The organism is Nocardia vinacea, from assembly GCF_035920345.1.
GTDB classification, from domain to species: Bacteria; Actinomycetota; Actinomycetes; order Mycobacteriales; family Mycobacteriaceae; genus Nocardia; species Nocardia vinacea_A.
Genome location: NZ_CP109149.1, coordinates 5,818,273 through 5,841,032, shown reverse-complemented (window position 1 = coordinate 5,841,032; position 22,760 = coordinate 5,818,273). Strand labels below are relative to the sequence as shown.

At 66.0% G+C, this 22,760-nt stretch carries 24 protein-coding genes and 1 tRNA gene; 14 read left to right on the top strand and 11 right to left on the bottom strand.

Annotation, left to right across the window (positions count from 1 at the left end):
* Positions 1 to 19 precede the first annotated feature (19 nt).
* The 5 genes from OIE68_RS26775 to OIE68_RS26755 form a co-directional block, all read right to left on the bottom strand.
* Positions 20 to 856 carry a hypothetical protein gene (locus tag OIE68_RS26775; RefSeq protein ID WP_327093840.1) on the bottom strand — a complete coding sequence of 279 codons (837 nt, stop codon included), beginning with the start codon at positions 854 to 856 and terminating at the stop codon, positions 20 to 22.
* Positions 849 to 1,406: a GTP-binding protein gene (locus tag OIE68_RS26770; RefSeq protein WP_040695543.1), complete on the bottom strand. Its 558-nt coding sequence runs from the start codon at positions 1,404 to 1,406 to the stop codon at positions 849 to 851. Before OIE68_RS26770 ends, OIE68_RS26775 begins: the two co-directional genes overlap by 8 nt.
* An 88-nt stretch (positions 1,407 to 1,494) precedes the next feature.
* On the bottom strand, positions 1,495 to 1,869 hold the full coding sequence (locus tag OIE68_RS26765; RefSeq protein WP_040695427.1) for a DUF742 domain-containing protein: 375 nt from the start codon (positions 1,867 to 1,869) through the stop codon (positions 1,495 to 1,497).
* A gap of 7 nt (positions 1,870 to 1,876) precedes the next feature.
* Complete coding sequence (locus tag OIE68_RS26760) at positions 1,877 to 2,284, bottom strand: roadblock/LC7 domain-containing protein (protein WP_062986522.1); 408 nt, start codon at positions 2,282 to 2,284, stop codon at positions 1,877 to 1,879.
* Positions 2,281 to 4,989: a sensor histidine kinase gene (locus OIE68_RS26755; RefSeq protein ID WP_327093839.1), complete on the bottom strand. Its 2,709-nt coding sequence runs from the start codon at positions 4,987 to 4,989 to the stop codon at positions 2,281 to 2,283. The genes OIE68_RS26760 and OIE68_RS26755 overlap by 4 nt, the downstream gene beginning before the upstream one ends.
* A gap of 427 nt (positions 4,990 to 5,416) precedes the next feature.
* Between OIE68_RS26755 and OIE68_RS26750 the strand changes: the two genes are divergently transcribed.
* From OIE68_RS26750 to OIE68_RS26710, 9 genes are all read left to right on the top strand, one after another.
* Positions 5,417 to 6,103 carry a response regulator transcription factor gene (locus OIE68_RS26750; protein WP_327093838.1) on the top strand — a complete coding sequence of 229 codons (687 nt, stop codon included), beginning with the start codon at positions 5,417 to 5,419 and terminating at the stop codon, positions 6,101 to 6,103.
* A gap of 15 nt (positions 6,104 to 6,118) precedes the next feature.
* A complete protein-coding gene (locus OIE68_RS26745; RefSeq protein ID WP_419150567.1) occupies positions 6,119 to 7,591 on the top strand; it encodes an ATP-binding protein in 1,473 nt (490 codons plus the stop codon).
* Positions 7,592 to 7,718: 127 nt separating this feature from the next.
* A complete protein-coding gene (locus OIE68_RS26740; RefSeq protein WP_327093837.1) occupies positions 7,719 to 9,182 on the top strand; it encodes a S1C family serine protease in 1,464 nt (487 codons plus the stop codon).
* An 80-nt stretch (positions 9,183 to 9,262) separates the two neighbouring features.
* The gene (locus OIE68_RS26735) at positions 9,263 to 9,757 is read left to right on the top strand and encodes a MogA/MoaB family molybdenum cofactor biosynthesis protein (RefSeq protein WP_157187336.1); all 495 of its coding nucleotides are present in this window, start codon (positions 9,263 to 9,265) and stop codon (positions 9,755 to 9,757) included.
* Positions 9,758 to 9,943 (top strand): hypothetical protein, encoded by a 186-nt coding sequence (locus OIE68_RS26730; protein ID WP_083898204.1) that lies wholly within the window; start codon positions 9,758 to 9,760, stop codon positions 9,941 to 9,943. It abuts the gene before it with no gap.
* A gap of 505 nt (positions 9,944 to 10,448) precedes the next feature.
* The gene (locus OIE68_RS26725; protein WP_327093836.1) at positions 10,449 to 11,123 is read left to right on the top strand and encodes an MspA family porin; all 675 of its coding nucleotides are present in this window, start codon (positions 10,449 to 10,451) and stop codon (positions 11,121 to 11,123) included.
* Positions 11,124 to 11,185: 62 nt separating this feature from the next.
* On the top strand, positions 11,186 to 11,854 hold the full coding sequence (locus OIE68_RS26720) for an MspA family porin (RefSeq protein ID WP_327093835.1): 669 nt from the start codon (positions 11,186 to 11,188) through the stop codon (positions 11,852 to 11,854).
* Between the two features lie 309 nt (positions 11,855 to 12,163).
* Positions 12,164 to 12,838 (top strand): MspA family porin, encoded by a 675-nt coding sequence (locus OIE68_RS26715; RefSeq protein ID WP_327093834.1) that lies wholly within the window; start codon positions 12,164 to 12,166, stop codon positions 12,836 to 12,838.
* A gap of 75 nt (positions 12,839 to 12,913) precedes the next feature.
* Positions 12,914 to 13,585 carry an MspA family porin gene (locus OIE68_RS26710; protein ID WP_327093833.1) on the top strand — a complete coding sequence of 224 codons (672 nt, stop codon included), beginning with the start codon at positions 12,914 to 12,916 and terminating at the stop codon, positions 13,583 to 13,585.
* A 134-nt stretch (positions 13,586 to 13,719) separates the two neighbouring features.
* Here OIE68_RS26710 and mscL read toward each other — a convergent pair whose 3' ends face one another.
* The 4 genes from mscL to OIE68_RS26690 all read right to left on the bottom strand — a co-directional run bounded on the left by mscL (position 13,720) and on the right by OIE68_RS26690 (position 16,015).
* The gene (mscL, locus tag OIE68_RS26705; protein WP_327093832.1) at positions 13,720 to 14,127 is read right to left on the bottom strand and encodes a large conductance mechanosensitive channel protein MscL; all 408 of its coding nucleotides are present in this window, start codon (positions 14,125 to 14,127) and stop codon (positions 13,720 to 13,722) included.
* Between the two features lie 110 nt (positions 14,128 to 14,237).
* Entirely contained in the window at positions 14,238 to 14,951 is a 714-nt protein-coding gene (locus OIE68_RS26700) for an SAF domain-containing protein (protein ID WP_327093831.1), read from the bottom strand.
* A 110-nt stretch (positions 14,952 to 15,061) separates the two neighbouring features.
* Entirely contained in the window at positions 15,062 to 15,358 is a 297-nt protein-coding gene (locus OIE68_RS26695; protein ID WP_327093830.1) for an FmdB family zinc ribbon protein, read from the bottom strand.
* A 69-nt stretch (positions 15,359 to 15,427) separates the two neighbouring features.
* Positions 15,428 to 16,015, bottom strand: a complete 588-nt coding sequence (locus OIE68_RS26690) for a 5-formyltetrahydrofolate cyclo-ligase (protein WP_327101817.1) — start codon at positions 16,013 to 16,015, stop codon at positions 15,428 to 15,430.
* 86 nt (positions 16,016 to 16,101) lie between these two features.
* On the opposite strand from OIE68_RS26690, the gene OIE68_RS26685 reads away from it, so the two are divergent.
* The 5 genes from OIE68_RS26685 to OIE68_RS26665 all read left to right on the top strand — a co-directional run bounded on the left by OIE68_RS26685 (position 16,102) and on the right by OIE68_RS26665 (position 20,675).
* Positions 16,102 to 17,058 carry a UTP--glucose-1-phosphate uridylyltransferase gene (locus OIE68_RS26685; RefSeq protein WP_327093829.1) on the top strand — a complete coding sequence of 319 codons (957 nt, stop codon included), beginning with the start codon at positions 16,102 to 16,104 and terminating at the stop codon, positions 17,056 to 17,058.
* Positions 17,059 to 17,184: 126 nt separating this feature from the next.
* Positions 17,185 to 18,444, top strand: coding sequence for a gephyrin-like molybdotransferase Glp (glp, locus tag OIE68_RS26680; RefSeq protein ID WP_327093828.1), 1,260 nt, complete (start codon positions 17,185 to 17,187; stop codon positions 18,442 to 18,444).
* Positions 18,445 to 18,456: 12 nt separating this feature from the next.
* Positions 18,457 to 19,107: a GNAT family protein gene (locus OIE68_RS26675; RefSeq protein ID WP_327093827.1), complete on the top strand. Its 651-nt coding sequence runs from the start codon at positions 18,457 to 18,459 to the stop codon at positions 19,105 to 19,107.
* Positions 19,108 to 19,434: 327 nt separating this feature from the next.
* Complete coding sequence (gene glpR, locus OIE68_RS26670; protein WP_327093826.1) at positions 19,435 to 20,517, top strand: gephyrin-like molybdotransferase receptor GlpR; 1,083 nt, start codon at positions 19,435 to 19,437, stop codon at positions 20,515 to 20,517.
* Positions 20,518 to 20,602: 85 nt separating this feature from the next.
* Positions 20,603 to 20,675, top strand: a tRNA-Ala gene (locus tag OIE68_RS26665).
* Between the two features lie 226 nt (positions 20,676 to 20,901).
* Here OIE68_RS26665 and OIE68_RS26660 read toward each other — a convergent pair.
* Together OIE68_RS26660 and OIE68_RS26655 are read right to left on the bottom strand one after the other, a co-directional pair.
* Positions 20,902 to 21,438, bottom strand: coding sequence for a hypothetical protein (locus tag OIE68_RS26660; RefSeq protein ID WP_327093825.1), 537 nt, complete (start codon positions 21,436 to 21,438; stop codon positions 20,902 to 20,904).
* 362 nt (positions 21,439 to 21,800) lie between these two features.
* A complete protein-coding gene (locus OIE68_RS26655; protein ID WP_327093824.1) occupies positions 21,801 to 22,751 on the bottom strand; it encodes a sigma-70 family RNA polymerase sigma factor in 951 nt (316 codons plus the stop codon).
* Positions 22,752 to 22,760: the final 9 nt, after the last annotated feature.

The window sequence follows — 22,760 nt, the reverse complement described above, 5'->3', positions numbered from 1 at the left end:
CAGCGAGGCTCCAGTCGGCTCAGCGCGCCGACTGGAGCTCGGACCGGAGCCGGTCCGACCGCAGCTCGGACCGGCGCTTGGCCTCGAGCGCCGCCGCCGTCTCGCGGCGGTCCGGTGCGATGAGCACCGCGCTGATCGGGACCGTCAGCGCGAGCGATCCGATGACGAACATCGGGAAGACGAATTCGAACAGCGTGAGTCCGTCCGGTGCCTTCGCGGCGGTATCGACGTTCGGGTCGAGGGCCGCGACCCCGGCGTAATACATGCCTCCCACACCGACGGCGAACAGCAGCACCGTGGCCGCTCGCGCGAGCAGACCGTGCAGCGCCTGGAACGACCACAGCGTGCCGACACCGGTGAGCAGCGCGACCACCATCGCCACCGCCGCGAGCCACGGGGAGATATCGATCGACCCCTGGATGCGGATGGATCCGAGCCCCAGATACAGGGTGAGGCCGATGCCGAATCCCATGACCAGTCCGCCGGGGATGAGCCGGGCCAGTTGCAGCCGACGGCCGATGATGATCAGCGCGACGAATACCGCGACGAACGAGGTCACCATGGCCGCGATCATCTTGCCGCCGTCGAAGCGCGCCGCGGTACCCGAAATATCGAGGCCGAGCAGCGCGACCGAGGTCGACAGCCAGGCCCCGACGTCGCCGAGCGCCACCGCGGCCGAGGTCACCCACACCAACCGGAACCGCGACGATCGCGCCGCGTGTAGTACGCAGGCCAGCCCGACCACGGCGCCGAGCACCGAAACACCGAAGGAGAGTGCGGCGACCCAGTACCCCATCGAGAACTGGTCCACCATTGCGCCGTTGTCCGCCGCAGCGAACAACCGGACGTCATGCATGTCGGGCGGTTCCTTCCAATTCGAGCGCCTTCAGTTGGGCGATCGCGTATTCGGTGACGGCCGCCAGCGCCTGGCGGACCTCCATGGCATTGCGCGCGTCGATATCCACGATGGGCACCCCTTCACGCACCGAAAGCGCCTCGCGCAGTTCGGCGATCGGGAAGCGGGGCGCGTCCGGGAAGCGGTTGACCGCGATCAGGAACGGCAGCTTGCGCGCCTCGAAGAAGTCGACGGCCGCGAAGCTGTCCTCGAGCCGTCGGGTGTCGATGAGCACCACCGCGCCGATGGCGCCGCGGATCAGGTCGTCCCACATGAACCAGAAGCGGCGCTGGCCGGGCGTGCCGAACAGGTACAGCACCAGGTTGCCGGGCAGGATGATGCGGCCGAAATCCATTGCGACCGTGGTGGTTTCCTTGTCCGGGGTATCGGCGAGATCGTCGATGCCGTCGGAAAAGCGGGTCACCATGGCCTCGGTGCGTAGGGGAACGATCTCCGATACCGCGCCGACGAAGGTCGTCTTGCCCGCGCCGAAGCCGCCCGCGACCACGATCTTGGTCGAGGCGACCCGAGTGTCGGCCTCGGCGGGTCCGGTATTGCCGGATCCGGAGTTGCCGGGCTGCCCGTAATTTCCGCCTTGCCTATAGGGCACGGAGTCCACGCAAAGTCCTCTCCATAAGGGAACGGCGCTCGTCGAAGCTCGCCTCGTCGGTCAGTGTCGAATGCACGCGCAGCGCGCCGTCGACGACGAGGTCACCGACCATGACCCGGACCATGCCGAGCGGTCGATCCAGGTGGGCGGCGATCTCGGCGACCGACAGCCGGTGCGTGCCCAGCCGCAGGATCTCGGTGCGCAGATCGCCCGCCGGCCAGTCGAGATGCGCAGTGTACGACAGGGTTTCGATAACCGCTTCGAGCGGTAGGTCGACCGCGGGTTCGGTACGCCCGGAGGTCAGGGCATACGGTCTGACGCGGGTGGTCGGCCGGTTCGGTCCGTGGCCGAATGGACTCGACATCGTTGGATCAGACGGCTGTCCGGGCGGTGGCCGTGACCACCGTGCCCACACGGTCGACGAGCAGGGCCATTTCGTAGCCGATCCGACCGATGTCGTGCGACTTGTTGGCGAGCACGGCCAGGTGCGACCCGTTGCCGACGCTCATCACCAACAGGTAGCCGCGCTGCATCTCCACGATCGACTGCATCACCTTGCCGCCGTCGAACAGCGATGCCGCGCCGGTGGCGAGGCTGGCCAGACCCGCGGTGACCGCGGAAAGCTGTTCGGCGCGGTCCGAGGGTAGATTCGGGCTGGTCGCCTGCAGCAGACCGTCCGCCGTCACCAGCACCGCGTGCGACACTCCGGGCACATCCTTGGTGAAGCGGGCAACCAGCCAGTTGAGGTTCTCGTCCGTGGTGCTGTTCGGGTTGGTCATACAAGCCCTCCGTCGTTGTACTGCGCTTCGGCCCGCCCGCTGCGGACCCCACTGAGATGCCTGGTCAAGTTGTTCCGGATCTCCTCCGGATCGCGTACGCCGGGTTCCTCCACCGGCGCGAGGCCGCCGGGCACCAATTGCGCTCCGGGCCTGCGGATCGGCAGTCCGCCGACGGTGCGCGCGTCGGCGGTCGGATGGCTGGCCTGCTCGGCGGCCGTCCAGCCCGCGTCGGCGGGGGAGGTCCATGCCGAGGACGATGGTTGTGCCGTCGCGGGCTCGACCAACCACTCCGAGACCATCCGCTGATAGATCGGGGTGGGCGATTCGCCCTGCACGGGCTGTAGTCGGGTCGAGGTATTGGTCGCGGCGTCGGCCGAGACCGGCTGTAGTCGGGTCGAGGTCGGGTCGGGTTCCGTTGCTGCGGCGGGCCTTCTGGTCGGCAGCGGCGGCCGCAGGGCGGCGGTCGGATGCGGCTCGGCGGGCTCGCGGGAGACGATCGGGTTCGATCCGGTGTCCACCGGTTCGTCGGGCTGTTCGGCCCACAGATCGGTGACTTGCGGTTCCACGTCGATGACCGAATTCGGTCCGGTGGCAGGCTCATCCGTCGGGGTCGGCGGCCCGAACGGCGCGATGCGGGACCGGTCGTCCTCGCCGCGGCGGCTGCTCGGATTCTCCGCGAATACGTCGACCGAGGTTTCGGTGTGATCATCGCCGGGTATCGGTATCTCAGGCGCGTCGGCGACGCGCATGGTCGGACGACGTTGTGGCAGACCGGAACTGGTGACCGCGAACCGCGACGGTTCACGCTGTGGCAGGCTCGGCACCGGCACCAGCGTGCGCGGCGGCTGTTGTTGGGAGGGGCCGGGCAACGCGGCTATGACCTGCGCTTCGATGGCCCGCTGGTTCGGATCGGTCGCATCGAGCGGCGGCGCGACCAACGCGCCGGGCAGGTGCACGCTCGCGGTGATGCCGGGCTGCTGCGCCATGGTCGAGGTGCGGCGCAGGCTCACCGTGATGGTATGCCGCTTGGCGAGGCGGCCGACGACGAAAAGGCCCATGCGGCGGGCAGTTTCGACGGTCACCTCACCACCGGAGGCCAGCCGGTCGTTGGTGAGCTGCAGGTCCTCGAGTGACATGCCGAGGCCGCGGTCGGTGATCTCGATCAGGTAGCCGCCGTCGACCGCGCGCGCCACCATCACCGCGACCGGTGTGGTCGGCGGGGAGTAGCGCAGCGCGTTATCGATCAGTTCGGCCAGCAGATGTTCGATATCGACCGCGGGCTCACCTGCGACGATACCGTCGGGCACCGCGCCGATCTCGACCCGCTGGTAGTCCTCCACCTGGGAGACCGCACTCCAGAGCATGTCCGATAGCGGCACCGGATGTAGTTGACCGCGGCGCAGCGCGGTACCGGCGAGCACCAGCAGGTTGTCGCCGTTGCGGCGCATGCGGGTGGCGAGGTGGTCGAGGCGGAACAGGCTCTGCAGCCGCTCGGCATTGTCCTCGTCGTGTTCGAGATCCTCGATCAGCGACAGCTGCTGTTCGACCAGGGATTGGCTACGGCGGGAAAGGGTTTCGAACATATTCCCGATCTGCAGTCGCAGTCGGGCCTGATCGGCGGCGAGGTTCAGCGCCTGCTCGTGGATTTCGTCGACGGCGCGGGCCAGCTGGCCGACCTCGTCGGTGGTGTGCACACCGACCGGGGTGATCTCCGGGGTGGCGCCACCGCTGCGCACCACCGCGAGTTCGTCGGGCAGCTTGACGTGCGCGACCTCGAGCGCGTCGCGGCGTAGCCTGCGCACCGGCACGACCAGCGTGCGCGCGACGGCGAGGGCCAGCGCAAGACCGGCCAGCAGCATGCCGATGACGATCGTGGTCTCGCGCAGCGCACCGGTCTGCGCCTCGGTGGTCCGATGCGCCAGCGCCTTATCGATGGTGTCGGCGAGGGAATTGGTCGTCTTCTCGTAGGTGTCCGAGCTGACCTGCAGTGAATCCAGTACGGCCGGATTCGATGTCGGATCCCCACCGTTCTGACTGAATGCGCCGAGGCGGATGCCGACCGCGTCCAGCAGTGGCCGCATGTTCGGCGCATTGTCCGGAAGGATGATGCCGTAGGTATTGATCATGGTCATCTCGGCACCGGCGGAGGTGAGCACCTTCGCGCGCACGCTCGGATTGCGGCCGGCATCGGGGGAGCCGATCATCATGCGCTGCTGGGTGAGTACCCGCCGGGCGTTCTGGATCGCGCCGATCTGCAGGAAGTAGCGCTGGATGACGAGGTCCTCGACCGAGGGCGAGAGCGCATACGCGTTGCCGATGCGAACCGCGATCTCATCGGCCTGTTCACCGACCATCATCGGCGATCCGTTGCGCAGGCTATTGCGCATGGTGGTGCCGGTGGCGACGGCCGAGGCCAATTCGGAGGTGACCCGGGTGCTCACCTTGGTGGTGCGCATTCCGGCCTCGAGATCGGCGAGCGCCTGATCGAATTTCGTCATTGCCGCGTCTGTCGCCGGATCCGCGGTGTTACCCCAGGAGGCGGTCGCCGCGACCGCGAGTTGTTCGGTGGCCGTTCCGAACTTGACGATCGGGCGAATGATGATGACCTGTTCGGTCGCCGCATCCAACTGGGACATGGTGCGCAGTTCGTTGTTGATGCGGAGCACGGCGAAGACGGTGGCCAGCAGCACAGGCAGGACCAGCACGATGCCAACCTTGCGAGTGACCGACCAGTTGGACAGACTGAATTGCCAGGACCGCGGTGCAGCTTCCATCCGCTTCCGTTGCCTCCGCTTCACGAGCTTGCACGTGTGCCCCCGGATGGCGCGTGGCTGTTCGGTTTTGATTCAACCCGCTGAGAACCAACTAGAGGTCTTCTTTTTACCGCAGGGAACATACCGCGCAAAGTGACTAACGGCAATCTGGGGCAGTCGCTCTGTAATTCACTCGAATATGGCTACTCAGAACGGGTTTCGTCGCCCAAAACGGTTGCCGGTTTCCGTCGAGATCTGTACGTGATCACAAACCTGCTGGTCGCTCGTCCAGCCCCTAGTGGGCGGGATCGATGCTGGCGCGGCGTGTCGGGCGGCGCCCTCTCAGTCGACTCTCAGTCGATGCGGTCAAACTGGGGGCATGCGCATTCTGGTAGTCGACGACGATCGTGCCGTCCGGGAATCGCTGCGCCGGTCGCTGACCTTCAACGGCTACTCCGTCGATCTCGCGGTCGACGGAGTCGACGCACTGGAGAAAGCAACCGTTCAGCGTCCGGACGCACTCGTGCTCGATGTGATGATGCCCCGGATGGATGGGCTCGAAGTTTGCCGACGCTTGCGCAGCACCGGAGACGATCTGCCGATTCTGGTTTTGACGGCACGGGATTCGGTTTCCGAACGGGTAGCCGGACTCGATGCCGGTGCCGATGACTATTTGCCGAAACCATTCGCGTTGGAGGAATTGCTGGCCCGATTGCGCGCGTTGTTGCGTCGCCGGGCCACCGATCCCGGCGAGGTTTCCGAGGCCATGACGTTCGCCGATCTGTCGCTGGATCCGGTGACCCGCGAGGTGACGCGAGGTGACCGCTCGATCAGCCTGACCCGCACCGAGTTCTCGCTGCTGGAAATGCTGATGGCCAATCCGCGCCGGGTGCTGACTCGCAGCCGCATTCTCGAGGAGGTCTGGGGCTACGACTTCCCGACCTCCGGCAATGCGCTCGAGGTCTATATCGGCTACCTGCGCCGCAAGACCGAGGCCGAGGCCGAGGCCCGGCTCATCCACACCGTGCGCGGTGTGGGCTACGTGCTGCGCGAAACACCCCCGTAGGCGAGTCGACACGCCATGGCCAGAACCAATCCCAAGCGACAAGTGGTCGCCGCCCTCGGCGCATATCCCTCGGAACCGACGGATATGCGCCCGCCCATGCCCCTGACCAGGTCGGTCTCCCTGCGCTGGCGGGTCACCCTGCTCGCCGCATCGGTGGTCGCCATCGCCGTGGCCGTCACCTCCATCGCCGCCTATGCCATGGTGGCCCGCGCGCTTAACGCCGATGTGGACGCACAGCTCGAGGCGCGCGCGAACACCATGATCAACAATAATTTCGACAGTTTGGGTTTCCAGTCGATCGTGTTGGCCGGCCTGTACTCCAATGATGTCGGAGTGGCGTTGATATACGCGAAAGACAAGGCGTATATGCCGCCGCAGCAAACGATTCCGCCGGTCGGTACCCAGGAACTCGCGGTCGCGAACGGTGAGCTGCCCTCGTCACTGCGCACCGTGAGTAATCAGCGGGTGCTCGCCATGCCGACGCATTCCGGCGCGACGCTTGTCATCTCGCAGCGGCTGCAACCGACCCGCGAGGTACTGGACAGGCTCGCTTGGTTGCTGTTCGTCGTGGGCGGTTGTGGTGTGGTACTGGCAGCGGCAGCGGGTACCGCGGTCGGTCGCACCGGGCTGCGCCCGATCGGAAGGCTCACCGCGGCGACCGAACGGGTCGCCCGCACCGATGATCTGACGCCGATTCCGGTAACGGGTGACGATGAACTTGCAAGGCTCACAGAGAGCTTCAACACAATGTTGCGCGCACTCGCCGAATCGCGCGATAGGCAACGTCGATTGGTCGCCGACGCCGGACATGAATTGCGCACGCCGCTGACTTCGCTGCGCACCAATATGGAATTGCTGATCGCCTCCAGTCGCCCTGGCGCACCGCAGATTCCGGAACAGGACATGGCCGAGCTGCGCGCGGATGTGATGGCTCAGATCGAGGAATTGTCGACCCTGGTCGGCGATCTCGTGGATCTGGCCCGGGAGGACGCACCCGAAACCGTTTACGAGCGAGTGGATCTCGGCGAGGTGGCCGAGCGCGCGCTCGAGCGGGCTCGGCGCCGCCGCGGTTCCATCGAGTTCGCCGCGCAGCTGCAGCCCTGGTTCGTATACGGCCATGAGGCGGGCCTGGAGCGGGCGATTCTGAATGTCCTCGACAATGCCGCGAAGTGGAGTCCGGCGGGCGTGCAGGTGAAGGTCACCATGCGGGAAACCGGTCGCGGCTTGCTCGAGCTCGACGTCGACGACGCCGGACCGGGCATCCCCGTCCCCGAGCGCGAGCTGGTGTTCGACCGTTTCTATCGGACCACGGCGTCGCGTTCCATGCCGGGCTCGGGCCTCGGCCTGGCGATCGTCAAACAGGTGGTGACCAAGCACGGCGGCACGATCACCATCGAGACCTCCGAGCGTGGCGGCGCCTTGATCCGGATCGTGCTGCCGGGTGCCGCGAGCATGCTCGACGGTGTGGTCGACTCCGTAACCGATTGACGCCGTTCGAGACTAAGGTGATGGCGGGCCGTACTCGGTCCGTCCGCAATACTCGGAAAACTGAAAGCAGCGTCTCAGTCCGCTCTCAGTCGTCGTCGCCAAACTGGTCGAAGACGTAAGGAGAAAAATGACCGAGGATTCCAAGGAAGGCTTGACGCCGCAGCCGGATAACGCCAACGCCGCGCCCGGTCCGCATCCGACCCAGGAGATCCCGGTCGCAACACCGGGCCAGACCTACGCGCAATCCGGATACAGGCCTCAGGTACCGACACCGCGTCCAACGATCTGGCAGCAACGCACGCCGCCCAACCCGACTCAGCAATTCCCCGGTCCCGAGGCGGGCCCGGAATATGCTCAGCAATTCCCGGGTCCCGAGGCGGGCCCGGAGTACTCCCAGCCGTCCTACACCCCGCCGATCCCACCCGGGGGGCCGTATCCCGGCGCCGTATTCGCCGCCGAGCCGCAGCCCGAACCCGCACGCCGCCCGGTCCGCACCGGTCTCGTCGTCGGAGCAGTCGCGCTCGCACTCGTCAGCGGTGGTGTCGGTGGCGCGGTCGGCTCGCTGGTCACCCGCTCCGATAACGGCCACACCACGGTGACCAATGCCCTGGACGCACCCAAGCCCAATGTCAGTAATGTCGCCAACGCACCGGCCGGCTCCACCCAGGCGGTCGCGCAGAAGGTGCTGCCGAGCGTGGTGATGATCAAGGTCGCCAGCAATCGCGCACAGGGTGAGGGCTCCGGTGTGGTGCTGTCCTCCGACGGTCTGATCCTCACCAATAACCATGTCGCCTCCGGCGGTGGCGCCAACGCCAAGATGGAGGTCGCCTTCGCCGACGGCACCACCGCTCCGGCCACGCTGGTCGGGGCCGATCCGGTTTCCGATCTGGCCGTGATCAAGGTGCAGGGCAAGGACGGACTGACCCCGATCGAACTGGGCAGCTCGTCGGCTCTCGCGGTCGGCCAGCCGGTCATCGCCATCGGCTCGCCGCTCGGGCTGGCGGGCACGGTGACCACGGGCATCGTCTCGGCACTCAACCGTCCGGTCTCCACCAACGGTGAGGGCACCCCGAGCCAGGTGCAACCGGTCATCGACGCGATCCAGACCGACGCCGCGATCAACCCGGGCAACTCCGGTGGCGCACTGGTGGACGCCAACGGCAAGCTCATCGGCATCAATACCGCCATCGCCAGCCTCGGCGGCAGCGAGGCGACCGGTCAGCAGAGCGGTTCCATCGGCCTCGGCTTCGCCATCCCGGTCGATCAGGCCCGCCGGGTCGCCGACGAACTCATCAAGACCGGTCACGCCACCTACGCCCAGATCGGCATCAAACTGCGCCCGCAGGACGCCGCCGCACGGGTGCTCGAGGCGACCGCAGACGGCCCGGCCGCCAAGGCGGGCATTCCGGCCGGTGCCATCATCACCAAGGTGGACAGCCGCACCATCGACTCGGGCGACGCACTCATCGCCGCCATCCGTTCCCATCAGCCAGGAGACAAGGTGAAGGTCACCTACACCGATGAACAAGGCAACAACCCCAAGACAGTCGACGTGACGCTCTCCGGTGCGGCCGCGGACGGTGGCCGATGATGCGGGTCCTGCCCGGCGGATTGTCGGCACGACCGGGAGCCGACGCCCACCTCGTCGATCTGGACGCTACGGTTACCAACATGGAAATCGATGCTCCTGTGGCGGGGCGTGCTCTGGTGGTGGTCGTCGACGATCGAACGGCGCATGGAGGTGTGGATTCGCTCGGGCCGCTGGTCACCGAGCTGCTCACCGAGGCGGGTTTCCTGGTGGACGCTTCGGTATCGGTGCAGGCCGATGAGGTGGAGATCCGCAATGCGCTCAACACTGCGGTGATCGGCGGTGTCGACCTGGTCATCTCCGTCGGCGGCACCGGTATGTCCCCGCGCGATGTCACGCCCGAGGCCACCTCGCAGGTGCTCGACCGGGAACTGCCGGGGATCAGCGAGGCGCTGCGTTCCTCCGGTCGCGTAGCCGGTTCGCTCGACGCCGGTCTCTCGCGCGGTCTGGCCGGAATCTCCGGCAGCACATTGGTGGTAAACCTGCCGGGCAGCCGGGCCGCGGTCCGCGACGGCATGGCAACGCTCGGTCCGCTCGCCAGCCGAGTGATCGGCGAGCTGTCCGGATTGGCGGAATAAATTACCGCCGCGGACTCCTCCGACGACCCTCGTCCGGCGACACGCCGGGCGAGGGACGCGGCGCGTCTGGCAAAAATTTTCGGTGAGGTCCTCCCGGAGACAACCGGCGACGAGCGCGGCGACGAGACCGAATCGTTATCCGACGACTGGCTCAGGTCGCAGGTGCCACCCCATCACGGCTCGTGACTCATCTACGGTCCAGCCACGTACCATCGTTCGCGATTGCGCCTTCACGCATTGCGAATTCCTCACGCTGAAGTTTGCTAGAGCTTCAAGTACGGTGCTGTCCCGTAGTTACCATCGGCATCGTTGCGACTGCAGCCGCCTATTGCGGTCTTTCGGGTGGCGCTTATTTCCTGTTTATGCACGTCAAGCAATATGAGCAATTGAGGCTATGTGATCTAGATCACATTGATCTTAACGAAAACTTACGTTGCCAGACCGTTACTGGTCGGTTTAATCTCGCCACGAGCCACCCACGCTGCTGGACCTCGCGGGCCCGGGTGCGGCACGTACGTTTGTCGACTCGGCGGAACCTGGCTCGGTTCCGATGCCAGCACTGACCGTTGCGCCGAAATAACAGCCGGTTACGTATCGGCAACAATCGGGGCACAAACTGAGCTGGGCCTGAGAGGACCAACGTCCAGCCTCGATGGTCGAGGTTGACTGTTAGAACCTGATGAGGGGAAGTATGAGCGAGAACCGCACCAACGGTCTGCGCCGCGGTGCCCGGATCGCGGGAGTCGGCGCTGCCGCGGCCGTGGCCATGGGCCTGCTTTCGACCGGTGCTGCCAATGCCGATACCTTCGTGCCGTTGCCGGACGGCCAGAAGAACGGTCCCGATGTCACGCTCACCCGTACCGGTGAGCACGCCCTGATTTCGCCGTCGCTGGCGGCCAACGGTGCCGGCCGTGTGGTCTGGGTTTCGGGCAATGCCATCGCCGATGTGAACGTTACGCCGGAGGGTGAGGTCGGCCCCAACAACGGCGCCTCCGGAGCTCCCGGCACCAACAACTCCTCGACGCACGGCGCATCCCAGCTGAGCACCGGCTACATCGTCGGCTGCCAGGTCAGCATCGCCAGCGACGCCATCTCCGCCGGTATTTCCGGCGGCATCAACCTCTCGGGCGGTTCGCTCGGCGGGTCGGTCGGCCTGAACCTCGGCCCGGGCGATGTCAAGTTCGTGCAGATCGACTACAAGGACATTCTGAAGCCAGGTCGTTACTCGGTCGAGTACCAGGATGCCGAGATCGAGATCCAGGGCTGCGCGGGCTACGCCCAGGCGCGTTCCTACACCGTCGTCGAGATCATCGGTGACCACTACTCGAAGACCACCCTCTACGGGCAGCCGTTCAGCATCGGCTGACGTCGGTCAATCCACGAATATTCTTCTCGCTCAAGCGATTCAACCCTCGAGGGACTATCAGCATGATCAACCGTAAGAACGTGGCACGGGTGGCCGGTGTAGGCGCCGCTGCCACTCTCGCCCTTGGCCTGTTCTCCACCGGCGCCGCGAACGCCGATACCTTTGTGCCGCTGCCGGGTGGCTCGATCACCAAGACGCTGTCCGACGGCACCGTCGTTACCATCAGCCTGACCGGCGAATCCGCCAACATCAACCCGTCCATGGGCTCCACCCCGCTGCACCGCAACGCGTGGGTGTCGGGTAGCGCCCAGGTCTCGGTATCCGGTGACGGCGGCGGCTCGATCTTCCCGGGATACACCGTCGGCTGCCAGGTCAACATCTCCGGTGGTGGTGCCGAAGGTGGTGTCGAGGGCACCGCGGACTGGAGCGGTGACACCGTTACCGGTGGTGCCGGCGCGACCAGCGGCGCCAACCTCACCCTTGGCCCCGGCCAGGCGCAGTCGTTCTACGTGCTCGATCTCGAGCAGGCCGACGACTTCGGCAACGAGGCGCACAAGAAGCGCAATAAGTTCAAGAACGGCAGTGGCTCGGTCACCTGGGCCGACGAGACGATCGGTCTCAGCGGCTGTGGTGGCTACGCCCAGGCTCGTGCCTTCATCAGCGTCGAGGTGGAGACCGACAACGTCGTCACCTGGACCACGCTGTGGGGCCAGCCGTTCAGCCTCGGCTGATCGACAGGGGCTGCGCACCCTGAAAACGCAAGCGGGCTCGTCGCATTCGCGGCGGGCCCGTTTTCGTTGTGAAACCCCCTGGCGCCCAGCCAAATTCGCAGATCGTAGCGGATCGAGCGGTAACATGTGCGAAATCTCACAGGAATTCGGCGCAAACCACTAATATTGGGCGCACCCAAGATCGTCCACCGACGAGATTGTCGGCAAACCGCTTGATGTCCAATGTCTTTCCAGCAAGCGGTGTCGGCATGAAAGGGTTTTCGGCCTCGGTACCCCGAGGGCGACCGCTAGAATCCGATGAGGGGAAGTATGAGCAAGAACCGCACCAGCGGTCTGCGTCGAGGTGTCCGCATCGCGGGTGCCGTTGTCGCCGCCGCTGCTGGGATGGGCCTGCTTTCGACCGGCGCTGCCAACGCCGATGTTTTTGTGCCGTTGCCGGACGGCCAGAAGCTGGGCCCGGGCGTGACCGTCAGCCGGACGGGTGAACGCGCCTTGATTTCACCATCTTTGGCCGCGAATGGCGCGGGCCGAGTCGTGTGGGTCTCGGGTAACGCCAGTGCCGATGTGTCCGTCACTCCTGAGGGCACCATCGGCCCGAACAACGGCGCCTCCGGTGCGCCGGGTACCAATAACTCCTCGACGCACGGCGCTTCGCAGCTGAGCACCGGCTATATCGTCGGCTGCCAGGTCAGCATCGCCGATAACGCGATCTCGGCCGGGGTTTCCGGCGGCATCAACCTCTCGGGCGGTTCGCTCGGCGGTTCGATCGGCCTCAATCTCGGCCCGGGCGATGTCAAGTTCGTTCAGATCGATTACAAGGACATTCTGAAGCCGGGTCGCTACTCGGTTGAGTATCAGGATGCGGAGATCGAGATCCAGGGCTGCGCGGGCTACGCCCAGGCGCGTGCCTACACCGTTGTCGAGATCATCGGCGACAACTACTCCAAGGTCACCCTGTACGGAGCGCCGTTCAGCATCGGCTGACCGCGGTGGGATCTGTCGAATCTCTACTCGCCGAATCGAATTCATCGAACTCAATCGCTAGGGGTAGTACCAATCATGATCGATCGTAAGTTTGTGGCGCGCGTTGCCGGGCTCGGCGGCGCCGCCGCGCTGGCACTCGGCCTGTTGTCCACCGGTGCGGCGAATGCCGACACCTTCATTCCACTGCCGGGCGGTCAAATCGTCAAAACGCTTTCCGACGGAACGGTTCTCACCATTCGGCTGGTCGGCGAATCGGCCAATATCAATCCGTCCATGGGCGCAACACCCGTGCACCGCAATGCGTGGGTGTCCGGTAGTGCACAGGTCGATGTGACCGACGGCTGGAACGGCGCGATCTTCCCAGGTTATGTCGTTGCCTGCCAAGTGAATATCGACGGCGGCGGTGCCGAAGGCGGCGTCACCGGTGGTCTGGACTGGAGCGACAGCCAGAACGTCAAGCCGAGTGTTGGCGCCACCAGCGGCGCCAATCTCAGTCTCGGTCCGGGCCAGGCGCAGTCGTTCTATGTGCTCGATCTCGAGCAGGCCGACGACTTCGGCAATGAGGCGCACAAGAAGCGCAATAAGTTCAAGGGCGGCAGTGGCTCGGTCACCTGGGCCGACGAGACGATCGGTCTCAGCGGCTGTGGTGGCTACGCGCAGGCTCGTGCCTTCGTCAGCGTTGAGGTGGAGACGGACAATGTCATCACCTGGACGACGTTGTGGGGCCAGCCGTTCAGTCTCAGCTGAGTCTTTCGCTCGAATTATGTGAACGGGCCCGTCGCGCATGCGACGGGCCCGTTTGCCTTGTGGCGCAGGGAATTACCGTATGTGATTGTGGCGCAGCAGAATTCCTGTTTCTTTTGTCGGGCAGGGAATTCGATTCAAAATTCGTGACGTCCGCCCGCGCTGCGCTGGCTGTCGGAGAGCAGGTCGCGGATCTGGATCAGCACCTCGGAATCGCTGAGTTTGGTGTCCGGGGTGGTGCCGAACCGCTTCTTCGCGTGCAGTGCGGGCAGCACCAGCACGAAGTACAGCACCGCCGCGATGACCACGAAGTTGATGGCCGCGGTGATGATCGGACCCACCTGCACGAAGGTTGCCGGTCTATCAGCAATCAACTGGAAACCGAGGCCGAGGTCATCCCGTTCGCCGAAGACGGCGAGAAGCGGGTTGATGATGCCATTGGTGAACGCGGTGACGACCGCGACGAACGCGGTACCGATCACCACGGCTACTGCGAGGTCGACGACGTTTCCGCGGAGTAGGAAATCCTTGAAACCCTTGAGCATTGCCGATATCTCCTCTTCGGGTGGGAGCTGACTCGTTGTGCTCGGCGGTTCGGGCTGCCGTATCGACCGATGCTAGTTGACCTTGATGGCAAATTCTCGGCGAACTCCGGTCAATGAAAGACAACGGTAAGCGCGGTGCGCAGCGAGGCGGCGGCAACCGTGGTGGCGTGTTCGGCGTCCATCGCGACCAGTACCACGCGCTCGGGCGCGCCGCGCCGGTCACCGGGGCCGGATACCAGTACGACCGCGGCGTCGATCGCCAGCAGCCTGACCGGCCGGGTGCTGGGACCGCTCTGTTCCTCGGCCCCGATGACATCCACCCGGTCACCAGCCCGCAGGATCTCCGCGACCGCGGAATCGGCCAGCCGGATGGGCACGATGCGGGCATCGCCCGCGCCGGTGGCGACCGCCGCAAGTCGCGGTCCGACGATGCGCAGATCGGTGAATACCTCGCCGGTGCGCATCCCGCCGGTCAGGGTCGCGCCGACCAGGACGGCGATATCGGCGACCGCGCCCGCGGGCAGTGTGCCGGATTCCCGAGGTGTCGAGCGTAGATCGGTCGCCTCGAGCAGATGGCCCGGCGGTAGATCGCGTCCGGCGACCACGACCTCGGTGCGTGCACTGCCGGGATCGCCGCGCAGGAAAAGGACGATCGCGAGTGCAGTGAGTGCCGCTGCGAGCAGGCGGCGGGCGAGTAGCGCATTCGCCCAGGGCGGTCTATTCCAACTTGCCCTATTCCAGATCGCCGAGCACAGCGAGTCGCTGCGACCGAGATCGGCGAAGGATCGGGCCTTGCCCGATGGAATGATGCCCAGGGGAGCCATGCTCGGAGCGTATGGTCATCGGCACCGCGACTCGCCCGAGAAAGCCGTGCCCTGTGGATAACGACAGCCCTGGGGATAACTCCCACAGGGCTGCTTCTATCAGGGGAAACTCAGCTGGCGACGGCCGTGCTGGTAGTGCTGGAGCTGCTGGCCGAACCGGAATCCGAACTCGACGCGGAGCTGCCGGCACCGCTGTCCGACTTCGCGGGCTCGCTGGCGGTCGAGGAGCCACCGCGGCTGTCGGTGCGGTAGAAACCGCTGCCCTTGAACACGATGCCGACCGAGTTGAAGAGCTTGCGCAGCTTGCCCGAGCACTCCGAGCAGACGCTCAGCGCCTCATCGGTGAAGGACTGAACGATGTCGAAGCGGTTGTCACACTGGGTGCACGCATATGAATAAGTTGGCACTGGATCCTCCGCATGGTTCGTCAATCTGGCACTCTACAGCCGACAGTGCCAACACCGCTAATCGGCATTTCATTCCGCATGCTCATCGCCACCCAATCGATGCAGTCCGCCGCGCGGTGTGAGGGCCCAGCCCATGCGCAGATCGTGTGGTTCCTCGGGGAGCCGGTCGAGCAGTTCGTCATCGCGGACCACCGCGATCAGCCGCGCTGTCGGTCGGGCTGCGGGCAACGTCCGGTCGTAGTACCCGGCGCCGCGGCCGAGCCGAACACCGCGGCGATCCACTGCCAGCGCGGGGACCAGGATCAGCTCCGCCAGTGCGATCGCATCGGCCAGCACTTCGCCAACGGGTTCCAGCAGTCCGAATCTGGCGCGCCGCAGGTCATCGATGCCGGTGAACTCGGCCCATTGCAGCGGTCCCGGCGGTCCGGTGACCGGCAGCAGCACCCGGGCGCCTGCCGCTCGTAGAGCCGTCAGCATCGCCGTCGATCCGGGTTCACCGCGCATCGGCACATACGCGCACACCCATTCGGGGACGTCCAGCTCGGCGACACTGTGGGCCAGCTCACGCGCCTCGTTTTCCTGGTCGACGCTGGTGATCGCGGCCCGTCGAGCACCTATTTCCGCCCGCCAGGCATGTTTGTCACGCTCGCCGGGCATCTCCACGGTGATCACCTTAAGCTCACCGGGACCCGAGTCGGCGTGATGGCCGCTTCGGGCCGGTGACGGATGGATAGGGTAGGCGTATGACAGCAAAGGCCGGACAATCCGCGAATGGCGCGGTCGTGTCGTGTTTCCGCACGGCCGTCGTGCCCGCGGCCGGACTCGGGACGCGGTTCCTGCCCGCGACCAAGACCGTGCCCAAGGAGTTGCTGCCGGTGGTGGACACTCCTGGCATCGAACTGGTCGCGACGGAAGCCGCCGATTCCGGTGCGGAGCGGCTGGTCATCGTGACCTCGCCGGGTAAAGACGGTGTGGTCGCACACTTCGTCGAGGACTTGGTGCTGGAGGGCACGCTCGCCGAGCGCGGCAAGTTCCACCTGTTGGAGAAGGTGCGCAAGGCGCCCGCGCTGCTGGATGTCACCTCGGTGGTCCAGGACGAGCCGCTCGGCCTCGGCCACGCCGTCGCCCAAGCCGAGGGCGCCCTCGATGACGACGAGGACGCCATCGCCGTACTGCTGCCCGACGACCTGGTGTTGCCGTGCGGCGTGCTCGATGTGATGAGCCGGGTCCGGCGCAAGCGCGGCGGAACTGTGTTGTGCGCCATCGACGTTCCCAAGGAACAGGTCAGCGCCTACGGTGTCTTCGACGTCGCGCCGGTGCCCGATGCGGTGAACCCGAATGTGCTGCGGGTCAACGGGATGGTGGAGAAGCCCGCGCTCGCGGACGCACCGTCGACCTATGCGGCCGCGGGCCGATACCTGTTGGACCGCGCCATCTTCGACGCGCTGCGCCGGATCGAACCGGGCACGGGTGGCGAGCTGCAACTCACCGACGCGATCGCACTGCTCATCGAGGAGGGCCATCCGGTCCATGTGGTGGTCCACCGTGGGTCGCGCCACGATTTGGGCAACCCGGGCGGTTATCTTCGTGCTGCGGTCGATTTCGCTTTGGAACGAGACGAATACGGCCCCGCCCTGCGGGAGTGGCTGCAGTATCGGCTCAGTGCGGACTGGGACCCACAGCTGACGACCTACGACTGATAGGCGCGGGCGTCGGGTTTCGCCGATAGTGGACCGTCGGGTACGAATGATGGTTCATCTTCGTCGCGCGGGTTCGGTTGCGCGGTCGCGGAATCGGTCGGTGCGACAGAGATCAGGAAGGGCTGGATGCGCTCGGTTGAGGATCAGCAGATCAAGGTGACGGCCGCGGCGGTCGCGCCCCGGCCGGTCCGGGTCGCGATCTCCGAGGCGCAAGGCCTGCTGTGTGCCGAGGATGTGGTCACCGAGCGGCCGCTGCCCGGCTTCGATCAGGCCGCGATCGACGGTTACGCGGTGCGCAGCGTCGATGTGTCCGCCGCGGGCACCGATATTCGCAATGAGAACGGCGAACTCGTCGATTTGACGCTGCCGGTGGTCGGCGAGGTGGTCGCCGGTTCCAAGCAGCCGATCCGACTGCAGCCGCGCCAGACGGTGCGGGTCGATACCGGTGCGCCGCTGCCGACGCTGGCCGATGCCGTGCTGCCCTTGGATTTCACCGATGGCGGCCGGGCCAGGATCAAGGTGTACGAGCCGGTGCGATCCGGTGACTATGTCCGGCGCATCGGTGACGATGTGCAGCCCGGCGACGTCGCGGTGCGCGCCGGCACCATCATCGGTGCGCCGCAGGTCGGTCTGCTCGCAGCGGTCGGTCAGGACAAGGTGCTGGTGCATCCGCGCCCACGGCTGTCGGTGATCTCGGTGGGTGGCGAGTTGATCGATATCGATCGCACGCCGGGACCGGGACAGGTCTACGACGTGAATTCCTATGCGCTGGCCGCCGCCGCGCGCGACGCGGGCGCGGATGTGAACCGGGTCGGCATCGTGAGTTCGGATCCGCGGCGGCTGCGCGATGTGGTGGAGGGGCAGCTGGTTCGCTCCGAGGTCGTGGTGATCGCGGGCGCCATCGGCGGGTGGGCCTCCGAGCAGGTGCGCGAGGCACTCGAAGGTCTCGGTGAGCTCGAAATCACCAGGGTCGCCATGCATCCCGGCTCCGTGCAGGGTTTCGGGCGGCTCGGGCGCGATGAGGTGCCGACTTTTCTCCTACCGTCGAATCCCGTTGGCGCTCTGGTGGTTTTCGAGGTCATGGTGCGGCCGTTGATTCGAATCGCGTTGGGGCGCAGACATCCCATGCGCCGGATCATCCGTGCCAGAACGATCACCCCGATCACCTCCATGGCCGGACGCAAGGGTTACCTGCGCGCGCAACTCATGCGCGATGAGGCCACCGGCGACTACCTGGTGCAGCCGCTGGGCGGCGGCGCGGGGGGTTCGTCGCATCTGCTCGCCACGCTGGCCGAGGCGAACAGTCTGATCGTGATCGACCCGGACGACACCGAGATCAGGACCGGTGACGAGGTCCGGGTCGCATTTCTCGCACAGCGTGGCTGAGACGTGGAGACGATGAACGTGTTCCGGGTCACGCAGCATCCCGGTTGGCCCGCGCATCTGGGACCGGTGCGCGTCGCTGCCGGGGAGGTGACATTGCGTCCGGTGCGGTTGCGCGATGCGGCGGTATGGAGCCGGATCCGGTTGCGCGACAGGGCGCATCTGGAGCCGTGGGAGCCGACCGGGCGCGGTGCCTGGGAGGCGCGCAACCACGTGTCGAACTGGCCGTCGCTGTGGTCGAGTCTGAAGGCCGAGGCCAGGCGCGGTGCGATGATTCCGCTCGTGATCGAGGTCGACGGCGCGTTCAGCGGGCAGCTGACCGTCGGCAATATCGTGCGCGGCGCACTGCGTTCGGCGTGGATCGGCTATTGGGTCGCCAAGGATTTGGGCGGTCAGGGCGTGGCGACGGCCGCATTGGCGCTCGGGCTGGACCATTGCTTCGGGCCGGTCGGATTACATCGGGTCGAAGCGACCGTGCGGCCGGAAAACCTGGCCAGTCAAGCGGTTCTGCGCAATGTGGGGTTCCGCGAGGAGGGGCTGCTGAAGCGGTACCTCGACGTGGACGGGGCCTGGCGCGATCACCTGCTGGTCGGCATCACCGTCGAGGAGGTGGCGGGGACCGTCATCGATCGACTGGTGCGCGATGGTCGGGCCACGCTGCCCTGAAATACCTGTACGGTCGTACTGTTTTCGACGCGCCCGGATGGCTTCGGCGCGCGGCGAAAATGGTGGAACTGTGACAGGTGTGGCGTATGTGCACGGCGCGCCTGACCGAACTTGGTGCGCCACGGAATTAACCTACGGACGTCGGAGGTGCGTCCCGCGCCACCGGCAATCAGCCTGTGAGGCAGTGCCGAATACACCTCACGGCGGCCGGACGTTCCGTCCGTCCGAGGCGTTTTGCGGCGAGCGAACGCACCGCGACGGGGCGCGGTGCGACCCGGTCGAAAGGCCGAGCGGACGATGCGGCGGGGACGGAGGTGCAGAGGCGAGATGCCGAATTCGATCCTATGGATCGGCCTGGTCGTGCTCTGGGTCTTCGTGCTGTTCCCGATCCTCGCCGACCGGCACCCCAGGATCAGGCAGACGACCGACGCGGCGTTGGCGACCCGCGTATTGCACCGCGGAGGTTCCAAGCGGCGCACCAAGAGTGGCCCGGCCGCCGGACACGACAGCGATCCGGATTACCGGCCGACCCGAGTGCAGAGAAAGCTTTCCCACAGCGATGATGCGGAGGACCGGATGACCCCACCGGCCGACGAGCAGGTCACCGAGGACGACAATCCCGCGGACAACCCGCCCGAAGCCGAGTCGGCGGTATCCACGGTATCCGATGCCGAAATCGACGACACGGACGACGAATTCGACGGTGCGGACGGTGAATTCGACAACGAAGCCGAAGAACTCGACGCCGCCGATTCCGATGATGCCGAAATCGCAACGGCCCGAACGGCTGCGAAGCAACGGGCGACCGCCGATGATGACCGGGTGGCTTTAGAGCACACCGAATCGACCGGTGCCCGAATCCCCCCGGCCCGGACGGCGACGCCCGCCCGATTCGACGAATCCGACTCCGACGACTTGGATTTCGTGCCGACCCGGCGCGGCCGCGGCGGCTTCGACCCGGAGGCCGACGCCATCGCGCGCGCGGCCCGCTACACCTTCCGCCAGCGCGCGGTGCTCGGCCTCGTCCTGGCCGCCCTCGCCTCCGGTGGACTCTCGGTGGCGCTGAGCCCCATGTTCTGGTGGGGGTGCGGTGGCTCCGCGCTCGTCCTGGTGACCTACCTGGCGTACCTACGCAAGCAGGTCCGCATGGAGGAGGAAATCCGCCGCCGTCGCCTCGCTCGCCTGGCCCGCAGTCGCGGCGAGCACGTCGAGGCCGAACGCGAGGCCGAGCAGCGCGCCCAACAGCGCGTCATGGACCGTGACACCGCCCGCGCCCTGCGCCGCCGCTCTGCCCTCATCGAGGCGGACGACGAAGACCCCATGTTCGACCACCTGGAAACCTTCGACCCCGCCACCGCCCGCGCCCTCCGCCGCGGCACCGGCGACATGCGCCGCGCCGCAGGCGCCTGACCCATCCGCCCAGGTCACCCACGCGATTCGGAGTCTGCCCACCCCGCCTGATACAGTGTCACAGCGCGGTTCCCCGGAGCCGCACGGGGCTATAGCGCAGTTGGTAGCGCGTCTCGTTCGCATCGAGAAGGTCAGGGGTTCGATTCCCCTTAGCTCCACAAATTGACATGAATAGTGCTGTTGATCAGGGGTTTTGCTGTCTTTCAGCCTTGAGACCAGCTTCGGTTGGGTGTCACATATCTCCTGGTCAGCGCCTGTTTTCTTGTTCTAGTTGGCCCCCAAGGTGTGTTTTCGTTCCGGCGCGGTGTTGATTAAGTCGGAAGGCACTCTTTCATTACCGCGACCGCGAGCCATGCTCGTCGCAAGTGCGGTCTCACCTGGTCATCATGGATTGATGTCAGGACCGAGCCGCCCGTGTGTGTCGCGGGTGCGGACGCCACGCTCGCGCAGACGATTCAACACGGTGGCCGGATCGACGGTGAAGTGTTTCCCGACTCGTGCCAGGGACCAACCGAGACGGTAGAGGCGGATCGCCTCGTCGGTCTGGTCGGGGGACAGGCCGCGTCGGCGAATCGGCACGTCGTGCCGATGCAGGATGGCGCTGATGGTGCGGCGGTCGACACCGAATCGGTTGCTCAGTTCGTAGGTCGTTGCGCCAGCGACATAGTCGTGTATCAGCATCTGGATGTGGTCCTGATCGAGTTGTCGTGCCCGCCTCGGCGTGGACCGGCGGGGCGGCGAAGGTGAACTCCCGCTACCGATCGCGGTGCGGTCGTCACGACGACGTGGCTTGTCGGCCATCTGTTCTCGCGCCAGTTCGACGAGCACCTTCGCGATCTTGTCGGCATCAGGCGGATCATGACGGACGCCACGAACCGCAAGTTCGCCCCACCGGGTAACGGTGTTGATCGGAGTTGTCATGCGTCCACTGTCCTACTTGAAGGCAAGTTCGCGTCAAGCTTCCGGTATGGGTCGTACCGTGCAGGTCGCCTTGCGGCTGACCACGAATACGGTCACCAGCCTGGCATGACCGCCGCAACAGGCGACACGTTGATGTTCGAACAGCCACCGTTCTCGATGGCGTCAAAGGCGGCAACGAACGATACCGCACCCCTTTGACTGTGGCGGCGTGAGATAAGCTGCTGTACAGCACTTTTCGGGCTGCCGAACAACCGATATGCGGCACTATGGTGCGTTCGAACCCATTGCCGACTGGCCGCGGCGCTCGCCGAATCGTTCGACAGGAACAGACGAACGAACACAAGATCGAATGCCGAACGGCGCTACCACGATTCGATCAGCGGGACCTCGTGCTCGCGCCGCTGCCATTGCTCGGTGAGGCGAGCGAGCCGGTCCGGGTCGGTCATGCCGCGCACGCCTGCGATCTTGTCGTCTCGGATCTCCAGGATCGTGACGCCCACGACCCGGTCGTCGAGCGTGACGAGCATGGCCGGGCAGCCGTTGACCACGGTGGCGTGGATCGAAGGCGAGCCGCCGACGAGTTTGCGTTTGGCCGGAGACGGTTTGAAGGCCCGCATCGCGTCGGCGAGCCGCTGCGGGGTGGAGTACCGGACCAGCGTCTCGGCCAGTCCCAGCCCGAGGCCGGCGCCGTCGGAGATGCCGGTCGCGTCGTCGGTCAGCAGCGCGAGCAGTCGTTCGGTCCGGCCCGAGGAGGCGGCATCGACGAACGCCTCGACGATTCGACGCGCGGAGACGGGGTCGATGTCAGTGCTGTTGCGAGCGACGGCGATTCGACGGCGGGCTCGGTGGGTGTGTTGCTGACTCGCGGACTCGGTGATACCGAGAATCGCGGCTATCTCGGCGTGGCTGTAGGCGAAGGCCTCGCGTAGTACGTAGGCGGCTCGTTCGACGGGCGAGAGTCGCTCCATGAGCGTCAGTACCGCCAGGGTCACCGATTCGCGCTGCTCGACGGTATCTGCCGGGCCCAGCATCGGGTCGCCGTCGAGCAGTGGTTCGGGCATCCAGGCGCCGACTGCGCGTTCGCGTCGCGTCTTCGCCGACCGGAGCCGGTCCAGGGCAAGATTGGTGACGACTTTGGTCAGCCAGGCTTCGGGCACCTCGATGTACTCGCGGTCGGCGTCCTGCCATCGCAGGAACGCGTCCTGCACCGTGTCTTCGGCGTCGGCGGCTGAGCCGAGTAGACGGTAGGCGATCGCGGCCAGTCGATTCCGGCTGGCTTCGAAACGCGCCACGGTGGCGGTGTCCATGAGCATAGGCATGAC

Bases quoted from the DNA above. Each gene is read 5' to 3' on its own strand.
- OIE68_RS26775 (WP_327093840.1), bottom strand. From the start codon at position 856: ATGCATGACGTCCGGTTGTTCGCTGCGGCGGACAACGGCGCAATGGTG.
- OIE68_RS26765 (WP_040695427.1), bottom strand. From the start codon at position 1,869: ATGTCGAGTCCATTCGGCCACGGACCGAACCGGCCGACCACCCGCGTC.
- OIE68_RS26760 (WP_062986522.1), bottom strand. From the start codon at position 2,284: ATGACCAACCCGAACAGCACCACGGACGAGAACCTCAACTGGCTGGTT.
- OIE68_RS26750 (WP_327093838.1), top strand. From the start codon at position 5,417: ATGCGCATTCTGGTAGTCGACGACGATCGTGCCGTCCGGGAATCGCTG.
- OIE68_RS26745 (WP_419150567.1), top strand. From the start codon at position 6,119: ATGGCCAGAACCAATCCCAAGCGACAAGTGGTCGCCGCCCTCGGCGCA.
- OIE68_RS26740 (WP_327093837.1), top strand. From the start codon at position 7,719: ATGACCGAGGATTCCAAGGAAGGCTTGACGCCGCAGCCGGATAACGCC.
- OIE68_RS26735 (WP_157187336.1), top strand. From the start codon at position 9,263: ATGGAAATCGATGCTCCTGTGGCGGGGCGTGCTCTGGTGGTGGTCGTC.
- OIE68_RS26725 (WP_327093836.1), top strand. From the start codon at position 10,449: ATGAGCGAGAACCGCACCAACGGTCTGCGCCGCGGTGCCCGGATCGCG.
- OIE68_RS26720 (WP_327093835.1), top strand. From the start codon at position 11,186: ATGATCAACCGTAAGAACGTGGCACGGGTGGCCGGTGTAGGCGCCGCT.
- OIE68_RS26715 (WP_327093834.1), top strand. From the start codon at position 12,164: ATGAGCAAGAACCGCACCAGCGGTCTGCGTCGAGGTGTCCGCATCGCG.
- OIE68_RS26710 (WP_327093833.1), top strand. From the start codon at position 12,914: ATGATCGATCGTAAGTTTGTGGCGCGCGTTGCCGGGCTCGGCGGCGCC.
- mscL (WP_327093832.1), bottom strand. From the start codon at position 14,127: ATGCTCAAGGGTTTCAAGGATTTCCTACTCCGCGGAAACGTCGTCGAC.
- OIE68_RS26700 (WP_327093831.1), bottom strand. From the start codon at position 14,951: ATGGCTCCCCTGGGCATCATTCCATCGGGCAAGGCCCGATCCTTCGCC.
- OIE68_RS26690 (WP_327101817.1), bottom strand. From the start codon at position 16,015: ATGCCCGGCGAGCGTGACAAACATGCCTGGCGGGCGGAAATAGGTGCT.
- OIE68_RS26685 (WP_327093829.1), top strand. From the start codon at position 16,102: ATGACAGCAAAGGCCGGACAATCCGCGAATGGCGCGGTCGTGTCGTGT.
- glp (WP_327093828.1), top strand. From the start codon at position 17,185: ATGCGCTCGGTTGAGGATCAGCAGATCAAGGTGACGGCCGCGGCGGTC.
- OIE68_RS26675 (WP_327093827.1), top strand. From the start codon at position 18,457: ATGAACGTGTTCCGGGTCACGCAGCATCCCGGTTGGCCCGCGCATCTG.
- glpR (WP_327093826.1), top strand. From the start codon at position 19,435: ATGCCGAATTCGATCCTATGGATCGGCCTGGTCGTGCTCTGGGTCTTC.
- OIE68_RS26660 (WP_327093825.1), bottom strand. From the start codon at position 21,438: ATGACAACTCCGATCAACACCGTTACCCGGTGGGGCGAACTTGCGGTT.
- OIE68_RS26655 (WP_327093824.1), bottom strand. From the start codon at position 22,751: ATGCTCATGGACACCGCCACCGTGGCGCGTTTCGAAGCCAGCCGGAAT.